General features: G+C 41.8%; 23 protein-coding genes and 1 pseudogene. 7 read left to right on the forward strand and 17 right to left on the reverse strand.

Annotation, left to right across the window (positions count from 1 at the left end; all coding sequences use genetic code 11):
• Window positions 1-448: 448 nt before the first annotated feature.
• Window positions 449-679 (reverse strand): hypothetical protein, encoded by a 231-nt coding sequence (locus CDG62_RS01865; protein ID WP_032495677.1) that lies wholly within the window; start codon window positions 677-679, stop codon window positions 449-451.
• A gap of 2 nt (window positions 680-681) precedes the next feature.
• On the opposite strand from CDG62_RS01865, the gene CDG62_RS01870 reads away from it, so the two are divergent.
• From CDG62_RS01870 to CDG62_RS01885, 3 genes are all read left to right on the forward strand, one after another.
• Window positions 682-999: a DMT family transporter gene (locus CDG62_RS01870; RefSeq protein ID WP_071211019.1), complete on the forward strand. Its 318-nt coding sequence runs from the start codon at window positions 682-684 to the stop codon at window positions 997-999.
• A complete protein-coding gene (gene sul1 / locus CDG62_RS01875) occupies window positions 993-1832 on the forward strand; it encodes a sulfonamide-resistant dihydropteroate synthase Sul1 (protein WP_000259031.1) in 840 nt (279 codons plus the stop codon). Before CDG62_RS01870 ends, sul1 begins: the two co-directional genes overlap by 7 nt.
• Window positions 1833-1959: 127 nt before the next feature.
• Window positions 1960-2460, forward strand: a complete 501-nt coding sequence (locus tag CDG62_RS01885) for a GNAT family N-acetyltransferase (RefSeq protein ID WP_000376623.1) — start codon at window positions 1960-1962, stop codon at window positions 2458-2460.
• Here the strand turns inward: CDG62_RS01885 and CDG62_RS01890 are convergent.
• The 7 genes and pseudogenes from CDG62_RS01890 to CDG62_RS01925 form a co-directional block, all read right to left on the reverse strand.
• Window positions 2429-3421 carry a TniB family NTP-binding protein gene (locus tag CDG62_RS01890; RefSeq protein WP_001381192.1) on the reverse strand — a complete coding sequence of 331 codons (993 nt, stop codon included), beginning with the start codon at window positions 3419-3421 and terminating at the stop codon, window positions 2429-2431. The genes CDG62_RS01885 and CDG62_RS01890 overlap by 32 nt on opposite strands.
• A gap of 2 nt (window positions 3422-3423) precedes the next feature.
• Window positions 3424-3831 (reverse strand): annotated as a pseudogene (locus tag CDG62_RS01895) (Mu transposase C-terminal domain-containing protein); the annotation flags it as partial.
• 411 nt (window positions 3832-4242) lie between these two features.
• Window positions 4243-4671 (reverse strand): hypothetical protein, encoded by a 429-nt coding sequence (locus CDG62_RS01905; protein ID WP_033917495.1) that lies wholly within the window; start codon window positions 4669-4671, stop codon window positions 4243-4245.
• A gap of 22 nt (window positions 4672-4693) precedes the next feature.
• Entirely contained in the window at window positions 4694-5650 is a 957-nt protein-coding gene (locus tag CDG62_RS19525) for a hypothetical protein (RefSeq protein ID WP_227504909.1), read from the reverse strand.
• A 335-nt stretch (window positions 5651-5985) separates the two neighbouring features.
• Window positions 5986-6411: a hypothetical protein gene (locus tag CDG62_RS01915; RefSeq protein ID WP_033917496.1), complete on the reverse strand. Its 426-nt coding sequence runs from the start codon at window positions 6409-6411 to the stop codon at window positions 5986-5988.
• Window positions 6412-6449: 38 nt separating this feature from the next.
• On the reverse strand, window positions 6450-6605 hold the full coding sequence (locus CDG62_RS01920) for a hypothetical protein (RefSeq protein WP_005006030.1): 156 nt from the start codon (window positions 6603-6605) through the stop codon (window positions 6450-6452).
• A gap of 183 nt (window positions 6606-6788) precedes the next feature.
• Window positions 6789-7937 (reverse strand): hypothetical protein, encoded by a 1149-nt coding sequence (locus CDG62_RS01925; protein ID WP_047471716.1) that lies wholly within the window; start codon window positions 7935-7937, stop codon window positions 6789-6791.
• A gap of 396 nt (window positions 7938-8333) precedes the next feature.
• Here CDG62_RS01925 and CDG62_RS01930 point away from each other — a divergent pair, with 396 nt between their 5' ends.
• The 3 genes from CDG62_RS01930 to CDG62_RS01940 all read left to right on the forward strand — a co-directional run bounded on the left by CDG62_RS01930 (window position 8334) and on the right by CDG62_RS01940 (window position 11287).
• Window positions 8334-9302 carry an IS30 family transposase gene (locus CDG62_RS01930; protein ID WP_012308653.1) on the forward strand — a complete coding sequence of 323 codons (969 nt, stop codon included), beginning with the start codon at window positions 8334-8336 and terminating at the stop codon, window positions 9300-9302.
• A gap of 100 nt (window positions 9303-9402) precedes the next feature.
• Entirely contained in the window at window positions 9403-10182 is a 780-nt protein-coding gene (locus CDG62_RS01935; RefSeq protein WP_000422636.1) for an aminoglycoside O-phosphotransferase APH(3')-VIa, read from the forward strand.
• A 136-nt stretch (window positions 10183-10318) separates the two neighbouring features.
• The gene (locus tag CDG62_RS01940) at window positions 10319-11287 is read left to right on the forward strand and encodes an IS30 family transposase (RefSeq protein ID WP_012308653.1); all 969 of its coding nucleotides are present in this window, start codon (window positions 10319-10321) and stop codon (window positions 11285-11287) included.
• 32 nt (window positions 11288-11319) lie between these two features.
• Here the strand turns inward: CDG62_RS01940 and CDG62_RS01945 are convergent, their stop codons facing one another.
• The 6 genes from CDG62_RS01945 to CDG62_RS01970 form a co-directional block, all read right to left on the reverse strand.
• Window positions 11320-11928, reverse strand: a complete 609-nt coding sequence (locus CDG62_RS01945) for a hypothetical protein (protein ID WP_024160765.1) — start codon at window positions 11926-11928, stop codon at window positions 11320-11322.
• A 31-nt stretch (window positions 11929-11959) separates the two neighbouring features.
• Entirely contained in the window at window positions 11960-12793 is an 834-nt protein-coding gene (locus CDG62_RS01950; RefSeq protein WP_024160764.1) for a hypothetical protein, read from the reverse strand.
• Window positions 12794-12805: 12 nt separating this feature from the next.
• Entirely contained in the window at window positions 12806-13447 is a 642-nt protein-coding gene (locus CDG62_RS01955; protein ID WP_024160763.1) for a hypothetical protein, read from the reverse strand.
• Window positions 13448-13667: 220 nt separating this feature from the next.
• Window positions 13668-14198, reverse strand: coding sequence for a hypothetical protein (locus CDG62_RS01960; protein WP_024160762.1), 531 nt, complete (start codon window positions 14196-14198; stop codon window positions 13668-13670).
• 200 nt (window positions 14199-14398) lie between these two features.
• Entirely contained in the window at window positions 14399-14881 is a 483-nt protein-coding gene (locus tag CDG62_RS01965; RefSeq protein ID WP_024160761.1) for a hypothetical protein, read from the reverse strand.
• Window positions 14882-14960: 79 nt separating this feature from the next.
• Window positions 14961-15395 carry a DUF6573 family protein gene (locus CDG62_RS01970; RefSeq protein WP_005006045.1) on the reverse strand — a complete coding sequence of 145 codons (435 nt, stop codon included), beginning with the start codon at window positions 15393-15395 and terminating at the stop codon, window positions 14961-14963.
• Between the two features lie 152 nt (window positions 15396-15547).
• On the opposite strand from CDG62_RS01970, the gene CDG62_RS01975 reads away from it, so the two are divergent.
• Window positions 15548-16045, forward strand: coding sequence for a cold shock domain-containing protein (locus CDG62_RS01975; RefSeq protein WP_024160760.1), 498 nt, complete (start codon window positions 15548-15550; stop codon window positions 16043-16045).
• Between the two features lie 69 nt (window positions 16046-16114).
• Here the strand turns inward: CDG62_RS01975 and CDG62_RS01980 are convergent, their stop codons facing one another.
• The 3 genes from CDG62_RS01980 to CDG62_RS01990 form a co-directional block, all read right to left on the reverse strand.
• Window positions 16115-16453, reverse strand: a complete 339-nt coding sequence (locus CDG62_RS01980; RefSeq protein ID WP_024160759.1) for a hypothetical protein — start codon at window positions 16451-16453, stop codon at window positions 16115-16117.
• A gap of 157 nt (window positions 16454-16610) precedes the next feature.
• Window positions 16611-17708, reverse strand: coding sequence for a hypothetical protein (locus CDG62_RS01985; RefSeq protein WP_024160758.1), 1098 nt, complete (start codon window positions 17706-17708; stop codon window positions 16611-16613).
• A 176-nt stretch (window positions 17709-17884) separates the two neighbouring features.
• On the reverse strand, window positions 17885-18361 hold the full coding sequence (locus CDG62_RS01990; protein ID WP_005006052.1) for a hypothetical protein: 477 nt from the start codon (window positions 18359-18361) through the stop codon (window positions 17885-17887).
• Window positions 18362-18392: the final 31 nt, after the last annotated feature.

Here is an 18392-nt window from a genome sequence, read left to right on the forward strand (position 1 = left end):
TATCGCTAAAATTGCTGCGATATTTATAGCTGGTATTCCATATTTGTATATACCACCCAATAGATCAGTGCCAAATATGACTCTGTCTGTGAATCTCGCTACCTGCAGAACAGAGTGCATCAAGATGCTTAAACAAATGAATTGAGTGATTTGTTCAACCGCCCATACGAATTTTCTATGAATAACCCAGATGATACCAAGCGTCAATGTTTGACATATCACCCAACTTGGGTACCAAAGTAAGCGAGCGAGCTCAGGAGATGTTTCAGATATCCCCATCAGCAAAGGAGCAATCCTGTCTTGAGCTAATCCCGATAAAGTGAGTATCAATATGGTTATTCGTGCAGATTTACTGGCCGACCAGACTAAGGACAGCAGTAGAGAACCTATGCACAACACCCATAAGTACTCAGCAAGAGTCGTAATAAATGTCCCCACAAACTACCTCTTATTTTGGTGGTTCATTACCCCAGCCACCACCTAATGTAGTCAGTGTTGGATTTATTGCTTTAGATTCTTGCTGCTCTGCAGCCAGCTTCGCCTTTGCTTCAGCAGATAAGGTGACAGTGTCTGCAGTAGAGGGTGCTGTTGTAGTGGTGGTTTTAGCCTGAGCAGCAGGAGCAACAGTTTGTATTGTTGATGTAGCCGCTGTGCCCGGAGTATTTAAGTTGATTTGCATAACTGTTCCTTACCATTGTCACTAAATCAGAAAACAAATGTACCGAGGGCTTTACTAAGCTTGCCCCTTCCGCCGTTGTCATAATCGGTTATGGCATCGCATTTTATTTTCTTTCTCTGGTTCTGAAATCCATCCCTGTCGGTGTTGCTTATGCAGTCTGGTCGGGACTCGGCGTCGTCATAATTACAGCCATTGCCTGGTTGCTTCATGGGCAAAAGCTTGATGCGTGGGGCTTTGTAGGTATGGGGCTCATAATTGCTGCCTTTTTGCTCGCCCGATCCCCATCGTGGAAGTCGCTGCGGAGGCCGACGCCATGGTGACGGTGTTCGGCATTCTGAATCTCACCGAGGACTCCTTCTTCGATGAGAGCCGGCGGCTAGACCCCGCCGGCGCTGTCACCGCGGCGATCGAAATGCTGCGAGTCGGATCAGACGTCGTGGATGTCGGACCGGCCGCCAGCCATCCGGACGCGAGGCCTGTATCGCCGGCCGATGAGATCAGACGTATTGCGCCGCTCTTAGACGCCCTGTCCGATCAGATGCACCGTGTTTCAATCGACAGCTTCCAACCGGAAACCCAGCGCTATGCGCTCAAGCGCGGCGTGGGCTACCTGAACGATATCCAAGGATTTCCTGACCCTGCGCTCTATCCCGATATTGCTGAGGCGGACTGCAGGCTGGTGGTTATGCACTCAGCGCAGCGGGATGGCATCGCCACCCGCACCGGTCACCTTCGACCCGAAGACGCGCTCGACGAGATTGTGCGGTTCTTCGAGGCGCGGGTTTCCGCCTTGCGACGGAGCGGGGTCGCTGCCGACCGGCTCATCCTCGATCCGGGGATGGGATTTTTCTTGAGCCCCGCACCGGAAACATCGCTGCACGTGCTGTCGAACCTTCAAAAGCTGAAGTCGGCGTTGGGGCTTCCGCTATTGGTCTCGGTGTCGCGGAAATCCTTCTTGGGCGCCACCGTTGGCCTTCCTGTAAAGGATCTGGGTCCAGCGAGCCTTGCGGCGGAACTTCACGCGATCGGCAATGGCGCTGACTACGTCCGCACCCACGCGCCTGGAGATCTGCGAAGCGCAATCACCTTCTCGGAAACCCTCGCGAAATTTCGCAGTCGCGACGCCAGAGACCGAGGGTTAGATCATGCCTAGCATTCACCTTCCGGCCGCCCGCTAGCGGACCCTGGTCAGGTTCCGCGAAGGTGGGCGCAGACATGCTGGGCTCGTCAGGATCAAACTGCACTATGAGGCGGCGGTTCATACCGCGCCAGGGGAGCGAATGGACAGCGAGGAGCCTCCGAACGTTCGGGTCGCCTGCTCGGGTGATATCGACGAGGTTGTGCGGCTGATGCACGACGCTGCGGCGTGGATGTCCGCCAAGGGAACGCCCGCCTGGGACGTCGCGCGGATCGACCGGACATTCGCGGAGACCTTCGTCCTGAGATCCGAGCTCCTAGTCGCGAGTTGCAGCGACGGCATCGTCGGCTGTTGCACCTTGTCGGCCGAGGATCCCGAGTTCTGGCCCGACGCCCTCAAGGGGGAGGCCGCATATCTGCACAAGCTCGCGGTGCGACGGACACATGCGGGCCGGGGTGTCAGCTCCGCGCTGATCGAGGCTTGCCGCCATGCCGCGCGAACGCAGGGGTGCGCCAAGCTGCGGCTCGACTGCCACCCGAACCTGCGTGGCCTATACGAGCGGCTCGGATTCACCCACGTCGACACTTTCAATCCCGGCTGGGATCCAACCTTCATCGCAGAACGCCTAGAACTCGAAATCTAACGTCCGTTCGGGCATCGAGGTCCATGTCGGGGTGGGACGGGCCCGTGGCTTCAAGATCACTTGCAGTCCGACCGCGATGTCTTGGTTGCGCGAGAGGTTGTCGACAGGCCATGCTGAGTGTGCGATGGTTGATCGCTTCCTCGCCGCTCTCCACGGCGACGATGGCCGCCGCCATCAGCAAGTGCGCCAGTTCCCCTATGGTGCCCTCGCTGCGTGTGAGCAGGTAGCGAGCCATGTCCAGCGTGGCAATTGGGGAAGGCCGGCGCAGCGGGAGCGAAGCGGCGAAGCTGGCCAGCAGTGAGCAGCAATCGTCGTTGGCCTCCCATACCGGCAGCATCATCGGCTCGAAGCGATTTTCCAACTGGTCATCGGAGCGGATGGCTAGGTAGGCGTCGCGCGTGCCTACCCCAACCAACGGGATGCGCAGTTCGTTGCCGAGGAAGCGCAGCAGGTTGAGGAATTCCCGGCGGTTGACGCTGTTGCCGGCCAGCACGTTGTGCAGCTCGTCGATCACCAGCATGCGCACGCCGACCTTGCGCAGCAGTGCCAGAGCCAGTTGCTCCATTTCCGGCAACCGTGGGCGTGGGCGCAGCGGCGCGCCCATCGCGGCGAGCAGCGCGACGTAGAAGCGGATCACGGACGGCTCGGACGGCATCTGCACGACCAACACCGGGATGTGCTCCTGGTCGGCGTCGGAGCTGGCCGGGTGGGTGCGGCGGAACTTCTCGACGATCATCGACTTGCCATTGTTGGTCGGGCCAACCAGCAGCAGGTTGGGCATGCGTTGCTTGTTTGGCCACGCATAAAGGGCTTCCAGCCGGTTCAGCGCCTCGACTGCGCGCGGATAGCCGATCCAGCGGTCGGCGCGAAGGCGCTGGATGCGCTCGTCCGCCGGAAGACGGGCCAAGCCCTGGGCCGCCGGCAGCAGGTGGGACAGGTCGATGATGGGATATTCGTCCACGGCTACCACTCCTCAATCTGGTCGAACGGTTTGGCGGGTGGCAAGTTGTCTGCCTGCGGGTCGGCAATATCCGTATCCGGCGGAACGGGCTTGTCCGGCCGAGCTGATGTCTTGAGGTGCTGGCGGCGATCCGCGTCACGCCGCGCCTTGCGTGTGGCCTTCTGCGCGCTGGTCACAATCTCACGCATCTGGCCGATCATGCGGAACAGCGCCGACTCATCCACCTGTTCGCGCCCTTGCTGCCGCAGTTTCGCCAGCGCCTGCCGTTGTTCCCAGAGGGTGACAGCCGGATGCGACAAGGTACGGTAGGGAATTTCCAGGTAATGCTGTCCCTCCGGTTCCAGGACCCAGATACGGCTGATGTCGCGCGGATCGCGCCGGATCAGAAAGGACGGCCAGCGTTCACGCCGCTGTGACTGACCATTAAAGTCTCAAAAATGACATTAATGTTCTAAACTTTAACAATATAGTTGTAAACTCAAAGAGGAAGTTTGAATGAATATTACGAAAAAATCAGATTCAATACTTGTGGTATTTTTTAAGTTGTTTCTTTGTAGCAGTGCATTTGTTGCATGTATTTTATTTGGATTTTGGTTGAGTCCAATGCAAGTACCATCCCCAATAGTCATTTTTATATCACTTGCAATCACCGTTTTATTTACTTATTGGATATTTGGAATAGGTAAACTCAAACATAAGTAAATTTACAACTATTATGTCATAAATGGATTGGTTATCTAAACTCAAAGTTCATTGAGTTTAGAACTATAATGTAAATTTACTGAATCATACCTAATGTAAGTTATTGATTTTATGATTCATCAGTTTAAGTCTTTAATGTGCAAAGACAGTTGCACAACTTCATCAATCAAATAAGCAACAGGACTTACAGATTGGCTTTTTGTGAAAGTCGGTGCACCAGCTTCAGCGATAAACTTCTCGCTAATCGGTTTTTTGATTTCTAAGCGATACACACGGCGCAGCTTGTTTAAGCAATCAGACATTGAGCCATCGCCAATACCGTGACGGGCTTTCTTGTTATCACGAGTCTTAAACGTGAAGTATGGAAAATGTTTGGCCATGACTGCAGTAATGTCTTTACCAACCAAGTAAATGTGGCTGTGTGTTTCGTAGAAGTGGGTAAATGACGTCTCTACGTGATAAGCAGCCAACAAGCTTTTTGCTTGAGGGTCAGTGATAACCGATTTAACTTGGTTAATCATTTTTTTGGCAATTGTTTTGTTATTCATGATGAACACCCTATAAATTTGATTAATTAGATTGAGTTAATGCAAGTTGCGTAAAAATACGTTTTAGGCACACTTTACATGTAACAAGGTGCGGTACCGTGTCCACGGTAACTTCACCTACTTTCATTTTGAATTCTTTCTTTGCTTCATCTGCAGGGAATAAGCCTCCAGCTGAGCACAAGTACTGGTTTTTCTCACGAACCAATTTAGATCCTGAGTAGTCTTCATCAAAAACCAAGTGAGTCACTGTATTTGATTTTTCACCATCGCCCCATGATCCAGCTGACAAGCCTGACATTACAATTTTTACACCAGTGAACCATTTGAACGGTAAAGCACTGAAGTTTTTCTTCTGATCGATAGCATCAAAGATCGGTTTAGCTTGTTGCAGCGCATTGAATAATTCAAACAATGCAGTAATTTTTTTCTTAGCATCCTGTTCAGCCTGGTTCCACTTGGTTTGCGCCTCATACTCAGCACGGGTATACCAGACCACTTGCCCATTTTTTGCATATAGCCAAAGTTTTTTACCAGTCATGAGATGGTTCACCATCGCATCGGGCATATCAAACATGAGGTTGTTAAATGACATAACTTTGTCATTCAGGTTGATAAAAGACTTTTTATCTTCAGGTAGTAGCACCGGCACTAACGTAGAGCGTACTAATGCTTCGTAGTTGTCAGTAGACATGCTAGAACGTGGGAAACTATGACCTGTAAACACTGGCTTAAGATAAGGGTTGTATGGCAACTCAGTTGCTAAAACCTTGGTGGACCATTCTTCCCACAAATTGAACTTTTTAGCTTGTTCAACCATATGGTGCAGATCTGCAGTAGAAATTCTAACTGATGGCATTGAAGGGTTATTTATTGATTCTGGCGCACGAGTTACACGAACAAGTTCTATAACTTCATGCGCTTCAATTGGACCATATTTGCGATCAAGGTTTTTGCTAAGTAATTCATTAATAGTAACCATTTCAACTCCAAGTTTTAAGCTTTCTGCTTCAATATGTTTATTTTAAGATAGAACCTAAACCAAAAACTTTTTTAAAATTATTTATTTTTATTATTGTTTTACTGGTCCTTGCTGCGACTTTTAACAGATAGCAGCTAAAAATAGTAATGAGGATGCTATTAAAATGATGGAAGCAATTAAGGTACCATACAAATAAGCATTGATCCTGGTGCGCCAGATCTAGCGCTGGCCACAACCAAATTTCTAAACCTTTTTTTAATCAATTAAAAAACATCGAATGCGGTTTTCAACTGCCAACCAGTGAAGCAATAGACATGCTTCACTGGTTGTTGTTATTAAGCTTCAGTCAATTCATTAATATCTAGGATATGAACGCCGTTTGATGTCAGTAGCCAACATGAGAGGGTATGTGCTTCAGTGACTTGAAGTATGAGGCTGTTAAGAGTGTCACTAGATTTTTTGCAGTAAAGGCAATCAGGTTCAGGATTGCTACCATCATCATCAATCAATGGCGTGTCAGCAATTAAGCGGTATGAAGCATACTTAATGATGTCAATATCATCGGCATTGATTGGCTCTTTTGAGCTTAGGCGTACTTGCTCTAAACTGAATGCTTCAGGTTCAATCCATTTAACCTTACTGGTGTTTTCAATCTGGTAACTTAACTGAGTGCCATCAGCAAAAAACACGACAAATTGACCATCTTCAATGTGCTGTACTTTAAAATTGCATGGAATGGTGAATGTGTTGTAGTAATTCATGGGGTTTCTCCAAGTTGTAGGCGTTGAGCCTAAGTTGATTAATCGTTTAAAACAGATTCGATAAAAGAGAGTATTTCAGCTTTAAGAGATGCTGAAATGGTTGCAGTATTTAACTGGCTTAAATACATATCAGCTTTGTCTTTTATTTCTTTTGACGTTGCGGTTTTACGAATTAAAACTAATGTATTCCACATATTAAAAGCCCTTTAGGATAGTGATTAAATCTATATTCATTATACAAAGCGCAATAGCTGTTTAATTTTTCTTAAAATTTAAAAATTCAAAACCTTTTTAATCAATTAAAAAAACATCGAATGCATTTTAAAAAATACCCAAAAGAAAAGGGATAAGGTTTTACGCTTATCCCTGTTTGGGTTTTAGATATGGCAATCAACAATCGTGATTATATAGTCGCTTGGAAAGCTCTTGAGCAAGGCTTGGTTTTTGTTTTCCCAATCTTCTTCCTTGCGAATATCCAGTCCAAACATGCCACACTCTGAACCTGTCCAGTCGCCTATTTCATCACCACTGGTCGCATCTAAGAAACAGTATGTACCGAATGGGTTTGCTGATTTTTTAGCTAGGAATTCTTCACGGCTCACCAAAAATTCATCAAATTCATGTCCGAATATGCCAAACAGGTTATCCGTATCACTGGCTTTCATTAATAAGATTGCATCTTGGTTATGATAGAAATTACGCTTATCGTTCACTGATTCGATTGATTCATCAGACCAAACATCAGCCCATGACCGCCAAGTACGTGAAGCATCACCGATACACTTCTCAAAATAGTCATAAACACGGTTAGCTTCGGTTTTTAAGCGGTTGATTTCGGTTTCAAAATCTAGCTCACCAATCGGGCAGCTATCCACTTTTCGTCCATCAAGACGCAACAGCATGTTTTTCCAACGTCCTCCGATTTCATACCAATCGTATTTCGGATTCGGGTTGGTGGTGGTGAAGTAATCGACCACTTTACCGTCAGCATCAAGCTCTATCCATTCTGTCCAACTTTCATCAGGTTTTTCACCTGTCAAAACAGTCGGCGTAACTTTTTCGTTATACCAGTTAATGAACTGTTGAAGCTCAAACACTTCAGTACATGGCACATCTTTTTGATGCCATTGAATGAACATGCCTAAATCACGAATGCGACTTGAGTACGTACCATCATCGTTTTTGACCTGTACCACTGATAAATGCTTACCGCCGTTCGGGAAGTCAGCAAAAATATCACCTTTGTTGTTTTTGATGGCATAAAGCTCTAAGTCTGTTGCATCACGCACGAAACGAGAGTCGTCAAGAAACGCATAGCGTTCTTCACCATCATCTAAGATAGGCTTTGAGTTTTTCATCAAAGTGATTTCTGTCGATTCGTATTGGTCTTTAATTTCGTCCAATGATGATTCTGAAATGCAATATTTGTTTTTAATGCCTGAGCATTCAAATTCGTAAAATGGTTCTAGGGCATCTACAACATCACCATCAGGGGTGGTAACTACTGCAACTGTGAAATGTGACATTTTAAAATCTCCAAGTTTTGAGCCGTGTGCTCTACATCTGAGATTCCATAATAGTTATTAAGTGGCGTTTATAATTTTTTCCTTAAAATATTAATGAAGCTGAATTTAACAACGGTAGTGGTTCAGTAATTAAAATATTTTAATCAATTAAAATCACCGTATACGTTGAATAAAACTAATATCAATTATTTATATTTAATTAAATAAAATAAGGCTCACATATTAAAATAACCTGATTACATAGATCTATATCAAAAAAAGATGGCAATAATTAATAGTTGCCATGGCAGAGTAAAACTTGAAGTGCGACATAAACCACCTAATTAATTTAAAGGGTTTATGGAGTATATAAAATTGTCATACCATCATCTTAACTTTGAAGATCGTACTGCATTAATGCTTGAGTCAAGAAAAGAAGGCTTTTCAGCCAGAAAATTTGCTGAACTTATTAAAAGACATCCTAGTACGATCTATCGTGAGCTTAAAAGAAATAGCATCAATGACGTTTATCAAGCTCAATATGCTTCTGATAACACTTTTGCTAGACGTAGACGTGGTCACAGAAAACTCAAAATCGATTCAATCCTCTGGAAATTTATTGTTGAAGCGATCCGTTGTTTATGGTCTCCTCAGCAAATAGCAAAGCGTTTAAAGACATTTCCTGATTTGGATCAAACAATGAATGTAAGCCATACAACGATTTATTCAACGATACGAGCATTACCCAAGGGTGAGTTGAAAAAAGACTTATTATCCTGTCTACGTCATGAAAATAAAAAGCGAAAAGCTAACGGTGAACCTAAAAAAGATTCTATATTACAGGATATTAAAACTATTCATGAGCGCCCAGCCGAAGTTCAAGAAAGAAAAATACCGGGTCATTGGGAAGCTGATTTAATTAAAGGTAAAGACAATAAAAGTTCGATAGCAACACTTATTGAACGAAATACACGGCTCTGTATCTTGGCAACATTACCTGATGCAAAGGCAGAATCAGTGCGCAAGGCTTTAACTGAAGCTCTGAAATATTTACCTGCAGAACTGCGTAAAACGTTGACCTATGACCGTGGACGTGAGATGTCAGAACATAAAATACTCGAAGAAGATTTAGGCATAGATGTATATTTCTGTGACCCACATTCACCCTGGCAAAAAGGCACATGCGAAAATATGAATGGTTTAATTAGGCAATATTTACCTAAAGGGATTGATTTAAATCAGGCAGATCAGCATTATTTAAATCAAGTTGCCATGTCACTGAATACTCGTCCTAGAAAGGCGTTAGATTGGCTTACACCATTAGAGAAATTTGCTCAGCTTGTTGATTATCATATGGCTTTTGAAACTGTCGCACCTCATGTTTGAATTCGCCCCATATTTTTGCTACAGTGAACCAAATTAAGATCATCTATTTACTAGGCCTCGCATTTGCGGGGTTTTTAATGCTGAATAAAAGGAAAACTTGATGGAATTGCCCAATATTATTCAACAATTTATCGGAAACAGCGTTTTAGAGCCAAATAAAATTGGTCAGTCGCCATCGGATGTTTATTCTTTTAATCGAAATAATGAAACTTTTTTTCTTAAGCGATCTAGCACTTTATATACAGAGACCACATACAGTGTCTCTCGTGAAGCGAAAATGTTGAGTTGGCTCTCTGAGAAATTAAAGGTGCCTGAACTCATCATGACTTTTCAGGATGAGCAGTTTGAATTCATGATCACTAAAGCGATCAATGCAAAACCAATTTCAGCGCTTTTTTTAACAGACCAAGAATTGCTTGCTATCTATAAGGAGGCACTCAATCTGTTAAATTCAATTGCTATTATTGATTGTCCATTTATTTCAAACATTGATCATCGGTTAAAAGAGTCAAAATTTTTTATTGATAACCAACTCCTTGACGATATAGATCAAGATGATTTTGACACTGAATTATGGGGAGACCATAAAACTTACCTAAGTCTATGGAATGAGTTAACCGAGACTCGTGTTGAAGAAAGATTGGTTTTTTCTCATGGCGATATCACGGATAGTAATATTTTTATAGATAAATTCAATGAAATTTATTTTTTAGATCTTGGTCGTGCTGGGTTAGCAGATGAATTTGTAGATATATCCTTTGTTGAACGTTGCCTAAGAGAGGATGCATCGGAGGAAACTGCGAAAATATTTTTAAAGCATTTAAAAAATGATAGACCTGACAAAAGGAATTATTTTTTAAAACTTGATGAATTGAATTGATTCCAAGCATTATCTAAAAATACTTGGCAGAGTAAAACTTGAAGTGCGACATAAACCACCTAATTAATTTAAAGGGTTTATGGAGTATATAAAATTGTCATACCATCATCTTAACTTTGAAGATCGTACTGCATTAATGCTTGAGTCAAGAAAAGAAGGCTTTTCAGCCAGAAAATTTGCTGAACTTATTAAAAGACATCCTAGTACGATCTATCGTGAGCTTAAAAGAAATAGCATCAATGACGTTTATCAAGCTCAATATGCTTCTGATAACACTTTTGCTAGACGTAGACGTGGTCACAGAAAACTCAAAATCGATTCAATCCTCTGGAAATTTATTGTTGAAGCGATCCGTTGTTTATGGTCTCCTCAGCAAATAGCAAAGCGTTTAAAGACATTTCCTGATTTGGATCAAACAATGAATGTAAGCCATACAACGATTTATTCAACGATACGAGCATTACCCAAGGGTGAGTTGAAAAAAGACTTATTATCCTGTCTACGTCATGAAAATAAAAAGCGAAAAGCTAACGGTGAACCTAAAAAAGATTCTATATTACAGGATATTAAAACTATTCATGAGCGCCCAGCCGAAGTTCAAGAAAGAAAAATACCGGGTCATTGGGAAGCTGATTTAATTAAAGGTAAAGACAATAAAAGTTCGATAGCAACACTTATTGAACGAAATACACGGCTCTGTATCTTGGCAACATTACCTGATGCAAAGGCAGAATCAGTGCGCAAGGCTTTAACTGAAGCTCTGAAATATTTACCTGCAGAACTGCGTAAAACGTTGACCTATGACCGTGGACGTGAGATGTCAGAACATAAAATACTCGAAGAAGATTTAGGCATAGATGTATATTTCTGTGACCCACATTCACCCTGGCAAAAAGGCACATGCGAAAATATGAATGGTTTAATTAGGCAATATTTACCTAAAGGGATTGATTTAAATCAGGCAGATCAGCATTATTTAAATCAAGTTGCCATGTCACTGAATACTCGTCCTAGAAAGGCGTTAGATTGGCTTACACCATTAGAGAAATTTGCTCAGCTTGTTGATTATCATATGGCTTTTGAAACTGTCGCACCTCATGTTTGAATTCGCCCATCTTTTTGAGTTCTAGTTAATGATTAAATATATTCTTCAACCGTACTGGTCATACGTTTTTTCATTTTGTAAGGCTTGTAATGAGGAACATAACAAGGCTTGCAAACTGCTTCATAGGTTTTGGTATCAGAATGATAATAAAAGCGATCCAGTGGTTCATAGCCATTGCAATGATGGCAATAACGCTCAAAACCCAATGAAGTGAAGATCATCTTCTGCACAAATGCTTGTTTTTTATGTTTTGCTTTAAGTGTAGGTGAGTTTTTGACTTCACAAGAACAGATATAATCTTGGTAGTTATCGAACTCTGGTGCTTCTTGGTGTATGTGAACAAACCGATTTATAACTTTTGGATCAAAAATATTCCATTGTTGGTCATGTTCTGAAAATAGGAAATATCCATCTGCACCTGATGGCATTTCTTTACTGTATTTCGAGTAATGGATAACATGTTTTTCCGTTGGCTCAAAGTCATTCAGGAACATTCTCAAGGTATTGAGGTTCGGGAATTGGACTTTCATTAACTGTGCTTGAGTCACCAGATTGGATCTTGATTCGTAGTTCACCAGAACCATAATTTTACGGCTTTTGTCGATTCTGCCGATGATGTAATTATAGATATGATCAGACATTGTATTTTCTCCTATTCTATAGAGATCCATGTTAAGAACATGGATCATTCCCAAAAAATGCAATGAGATCGTTGCTCTGGTAGCTAAACTGCAATTCGGTGTAGTCCATTTTCAGTGTGCTATCTAAGTACGGTGTAATGTCGAGTTGCACGAATGAATCAATAAATTCACTTTCTGCGCCATACGCATCTATTGAGCCTTTGAACAGCTCCAGTACATTGCATGTTACATAGTCGCCAATTTCTGATTTATGTGTCTTACATGATGGTAGTAGTGCCAAGTCATTCAGGATCACTTGAACATGAGTGCCATCATATGAGCCTTGATATAGGCTGTAATATTTTTCAGGATTCAAGATACATTCAAGAACTAAATCAAAGTTGTTGCTGTAAGAGTTACGCGTAGCGACATATACACTTTCTGCTACTGGCTTTTCGACTTTGGTGAGTGTGATTGAGTCTGAATGCTCATGAGCGAACAAAATAGGGTCGTCTACGTCTTGTTCTTCATCTGGCTCAATGTCCATTAACGCCAAGCGTCTATCTTTGGTTTCTTGGTCGAGAATTTCCCAACCATCGATAGATAAAGTACCGCCGTCAGCAAGTTGAATGAGAACAGGGGTTTCTTTGTCCTGATCTGTATTGTCCAGAATGGTGAAGATCCCTAGTAATCGAACCCATGAAGTGATTAACTGGCAAATGGGTAGGTTTTCATTAATTTCATGGCGATTCTTGCAAGACTCGCTAAACATCGCCAGATTTTCAGGGTGATTAATATCAATATAGACATTGTGCAAAACAGCATCAGCACTGGTGTTGTTTGGTGCTTCGTAGCTCAATTCAATCAATAAGTATTTTTTAGACATGATCAATATTCCTTAGTACAAAACTTCAGTGCCAACAACGCAATCCAAAAACTTACCTTGCAGATCAAATACTAAAAATTGTTGCAGTTCTTTTTGTGTCGAGTGGATGTTAAAAACAGGCACAATCAAGCTGTCTTTTTCAAATAGGTTATGGTTGTTAATGACGAAATCATGAGCTGAATAGCAATGACCTTGCAGATATACACCGCAACGCATCAGCTTATCTAAATCAAAAGATTGAGAGATGTAGTGAACATCTTCTGGTGCATATTCACTGGCAATATCTCGGCTATATGCAAGATTGACTTGCTTGACCAAGCTTTGTTGAAAAAAGTCGCTGTCATGCACTTCTGAACGTGCGATGTCAGTAACAACTAAAATGGGTTGTGTTTCCCAAAAAATGCTGAGTAATTGATTAAAATCAAGATGCTCAGGGAATTGAACTTTTGAAGTAATAACGCTCCAATCATCAAGGGTTAAAGATAGAAAGTTTCCGTAATGATCAAGCGGAATAACCGTTAATACATTAAGGTCTTGATGCAATTCTTCGTTATACGAAAAATCAGCAAGGGAATGACCTGTATTTAATTCAGGATTCACAATAATGTTTAATGTTTTAGAACGGTTTGTAAAAAAATCAAGTACGCTTTTCATATCTTCAACTCCAAGTTTTAAGCAATTGCTTAGGTATGAATTAATTATATTTGTGAAATATCCCTTAAAAACTTTTCTCAAATTACTTATGGAACTGGCAATGAAAAATTTCAATATTTTTTAATCAATTAAAAAACATCGTATACGTCATTAAATCTAATGGCATAAAAAAAAGAGGGTAGACCTTTATTGGATCTCCCTCTATTTGTTTAATGGTTTCTTATGACAGGTTGTTTTTAAAGTACTCAATCAGTCTTAAATAAACAGTGTTCGCCATAAAATGTGAGCTATGCAGCGCATTAAAATCTGCGACATCTTCAAAACATTCTGTCAGTAATGCACTGGCGAAACCTTTATTCCATGTATTGAACTTTTCCAGTTCTGCATCTGACAGCAAATCATATTGAATCATGTCATTAATGGCTTGGCGTTGTAAATTTATCGCCACATCCATGACTTCGCCCTCAATCAATGCATGAGAATCATCAGGACTGAATCTAAATGATTCGTGAGCGTCTGCGATGGCTTGAACCTGTAACGGTGCATTGACTTCAATGCAGTAGGCTTGTGACTTGTGTTGGTGAAATAAAATGACATCCAGTTCAATGTTAAAAATAAACTGCGGATCTGCTTTGGTTGCTACGCCAATCACATTGATGACGCAACTTGGTAAACCGTCATACGCTTGGGTGAAGCTTTGTAGCAAGTGGCGCACATTAGCAGTACCAGTATTAAATTTTTGTAGTTGCATTGTCGTATCTCCAAGTTTTAAGCAATGAGCTTTGATGTATTCATTATATCGGTGCATGTGGCCTGTATAACTTTTCAGTAAAAGTATTACGGCTGATAGGCTCATGGTTTCAAGTTATTTTTAATCAATTAAAAACACCGTTTACGGCCATCATCTTATGAAAGGAATAAGCTATGGGTGCTTATTCCTGGTGGGTGTGATTAGTGCGGTTCTACGTCATACGTGTTTTCATTTTCTTTAAGTCTGGCTTTTTCACGCTTCAGTCTTAAACGCTCCTGATGTTCCCTGTATAGGTTGGTGAGTTGACCGACTGGCAAATGTAGAAACTTTAGATCAATGTTTCTTACCCAACTATCAACAGCAAGCTTTTTGCTTTTTTTAACGTCTGGCACTTCGTAATGATCACGCTTGATTGCGCCTTTTACGGCATTTAACACGAGATCCGCGGTAGCTTCATTCCAGCACTTGAATAATTTAATGCCTTTAAACGCCTTATATTTTGCTGGTACTTTTTCACTGTACTTAAACAGCTCTCCAGTAGATGTCACGGCGATAAACCAGTCACAACGGACAAGCTTCATCGTTTCTATACGTTTTAATTCGTTTTTTTCTCTTTGTTGTTCTATTTCTTGCATATTTGCAAAGCCGAATAAGTCAGGGTTGTCAATTTTCATAGTCGCCATTTGAATTTTTTATACCTCTCAATGAACGTTCGGATCTCAAAAAAACCTAGCATTGTTTGGTCAATGCTAGGTGTTGTGTTTATTGGTCTTCAGGCATCATAAAAGTAATGATAGGCTCACCATTCACACCAGGCCCAACCGTAGCAATATTGGTGATTAAGGTGTCAGAAAAGGTATGCGGTGTATCTTGTAGAGCATATTTAAACTTAACGCTTTGGTCATTAAGTGCAACTGAACCACGAACGCTCATGTTCAACATATCAAAGATGGTATATCCCATTAAATCATTGATTTTTTCAGCATCAGCTTCCGTACCATTCGGAAAAATTGCTTTTGCAGCTGTCAGGTGCTTGTTATACAAGTTGCTTGTAATATAAACAGGGAACTTATAGAACTGTTTGCAATCTTTGGCATGTTCTTCTTTATCGCTAAGGCAAAGAATCACGCCCTCTTCTAAAGCGTCTTGTAAAGAAAAAACAGTGATGACTTCAGCACCAGCGAAAAAATTATTCATAATAGCTACTCCATGTTTTAAGCAATTGCTTTTGATGTTTTAATTATAATAAATCCATAAACCTTAAAACTATTTTTTAAAAAAAAGATAGTATTTATTTAGGTTTAACAAATATAATTAATATAGCTTTTAATATATATTTGGGGTTTTAGGTGGTACTAACAGGAACAATTAAAAAATATAATAATGAGCGTGGTTTTGGTTTTATATCTACGAGTAATTTTGGTGATGTATTTTTCCATATTAAGGATTTTCAGAAAGGCGAACAGCCAATAGTAGGTCGAGAGGTCTATTTCGAGGTAGTTAAAAAAGAAAATAAAAATAGGGCAATCCATGTTTACTATTCCGACCATGAACAAACGCATGACAAGCAAAAATCATTGCCACTATATCTATGGATAATTTTTATTAGCATAGCTATTGGGGTGGCATATCTAGGTAGCATTCAATTAAAGAAATATCTATATAAAGATAATCAAACTACAAATGCTATATATCAAAAGCCAGTAGCCTATAAGTGCGATGGTCGTAAGCATTGCTCTCAAATGCGATCTAAAGAAGAAGCTGATTGGTTTGTGAAAAACTGCCCAGATACCATGATGGATGGTGACGGCGATGGCGATGCTTGTGAAAATGATTCAAGGTGGTAGTTGTATAGTTTCAGACAATAAAAAATGAGCTATTAATACTTAATTAATAACTCATTCCTTAGGTTGATTTTAGATTTCTGCCAGTGTTTTACCGTCTTGTAATTCATTAATCTGCGCCAGTGTGACAGCTTGAGCGTCATATTCTTCTGTCACATACGATACAATTTCTTCTATTGAACATTCACCAACTACACCCCAAAGCACAAAATTGGTATGGGTTTTTTCATTCCAGATCTGCTCAACTTGTTCTAGATCCAGATGCCCAATACTCACAAAAAGGTCATAAGCCAATGCCCAATTTTCGTAACGGCTGACAGATTCATCAATGATAGGATCATCAGACATTAAATAGGTCATCATTGCCTTAGCTTTACAGAACTTTTGCATTGTTTCGTTTAAAGTTGTCATAAACATCATCTCATATTGATTGGTTTAAAATCATTTTATGCTGACAGGTGGTGTCAAAAACTTATTCAAAAACAAAATTATTCCAAACCATTTTTAATCAATTAAAAAACATCGCTTGCGGTTTTCATCCTAAAAAGGTGCCAAATGGCACCCTAATTTACAGCGATCCACAACCCTCCTTGTTGAATGCGCCTGGTGGAACCGTCCAGTTATCCGTGAACACTGGTAGGTAATAACTTTCAATTTTGGACTGTACCAGTGCTTCCATATCCTGAATGTCGAATGGCTCAATGCCATTGCTCAGACTGACGACATCGATCTTTGAGCGACTGATCGTACAATCAAACTTTTGTTCATAACCAGCGATCAGCTGAGCGCGTTCAGGGTAGTAGGTGCTGATGGTTGACCAGATTTTAGGACTGTTGAAGATACAGGTCATGCATGAGCTACGGCCCCAACCTAAGCGATATGGCACTGGTGGAGTAACCTTGTACTTCTCCAGTAACTCCCATACTTGCTCTTCAGTGAAGTGAAGCACGTTCTTCCACCAGTCAACGCGTCTTGCTTTCTTACCGCTTCTACGGTCGCATGGGTGCGGTTCTAGCTGGTTGTACTTACTGCGGTTTGGTGACTCTTCACGGCGTTCACCAGTGATAAAACAAATGTTCTTGCCGTCAAAGCGTTCTTGGTTGTTCAATGCTCTGCGTCCGACATCGATCTTTAACGCTGAAGAACACCAGCGCGTCATGAGGCTGGCTGCTTGTTGTGGGAACTTCAAGCGTGTGCCTGTTTTACTGCGGTTGTTGTCGCGTTCAAGCTTAATTAAGCCCTCTGGTGTTTCTACGAAGTGGGGTTTTGAGTAGCTGTTTTCTTTGAGCATTTCGCCAAGGAAACCGCCCTCGAGCCAACTGAAGTACAATGGTGTGTCGAATGCCTGAGCGAATGCTTTGGTATAGTTTTCCATGAACACCCAATCCATGAACGGCTGGTTTTCTTCATCAATTTTGTGGTGCCAAAGCTCAATTTTGCTTTTATCTACTCCAGCCTCCAGTAAGCGCAAATACGCTGCAATCGAATCCTTACCGCCACTTAAGCAGACAATAAAAATGTCATAGATACTTAGATCGATGTCTGGTGCTTCATGAAAAACATGCTCAGCCAGTTCTTTGTTTAGATCGGTACCAGACAGCAACTCCAGTTGCCCGGCTATTGTTGGGATGATGACTTGATCATCGTACTTATGCGCTGTATTCACTCGACTTACTCCAGATTTAAGGCTTTGTGCCTTGCTTGCTATGGATTAAGTATAGAGGGGTGTACCAGGGGAAAAACTTTTCTCAAAATTTAAAAATATTGAAAATATTTTAACCAATTAAAATCATCGTAAGCGGTTATAACGTCTAGCAAAACGGCATTGCGCCGTTTCGGTGGTTACTTATATTTTTGGATGATGCGTTCAATAAATCGAATCATTGTGTCCTTATCAATTTTGGCCTGGTCGTAATTGTCATAGCTAAACATCACCAAAGCATCTTCCTGAGTGATGCCAAAAAACTCACGTACTGCTTTCCACTGGTAAACGACTGGTACAGTGACAACAGGCGCATCTTTTAGCTCTTCATTGCTGAGTATTTTTTCATACATGAAGATTGGCCCAACAGAACCATGAAAATTGAAACCTAGATTTTGGAAATACTCGACAGACGTAGCCCAACCAATCAGGCATCCTACAATATTTTTATCTAACAATTCTTCTGTGGTGAAACCTGAAAAGAAATCGGTGTGTTGTTCTGTATGGCTTGCGTCATAATCACGCCAAATGTCGAAATCAAAGCTTTCATCAGGAATGACCTCGATCACTAGCTCAATCAGCTTTTCTAAACGCTCAACGGTCGTTGCTTTGTTCATATCTGCTCCAAGTTTTAGGCGGTGTGCCAAA

It is taken from the genome of Acinetobacter sp. WCHA55 (assembly GCF_002165305.2).
Taxonomy (GTDB): domain Bacteria; phylum Pseudomonadota; class Gammaproteobacteria; order Pseudomonadales; family Moraxellaceae; genus Acinetobacter.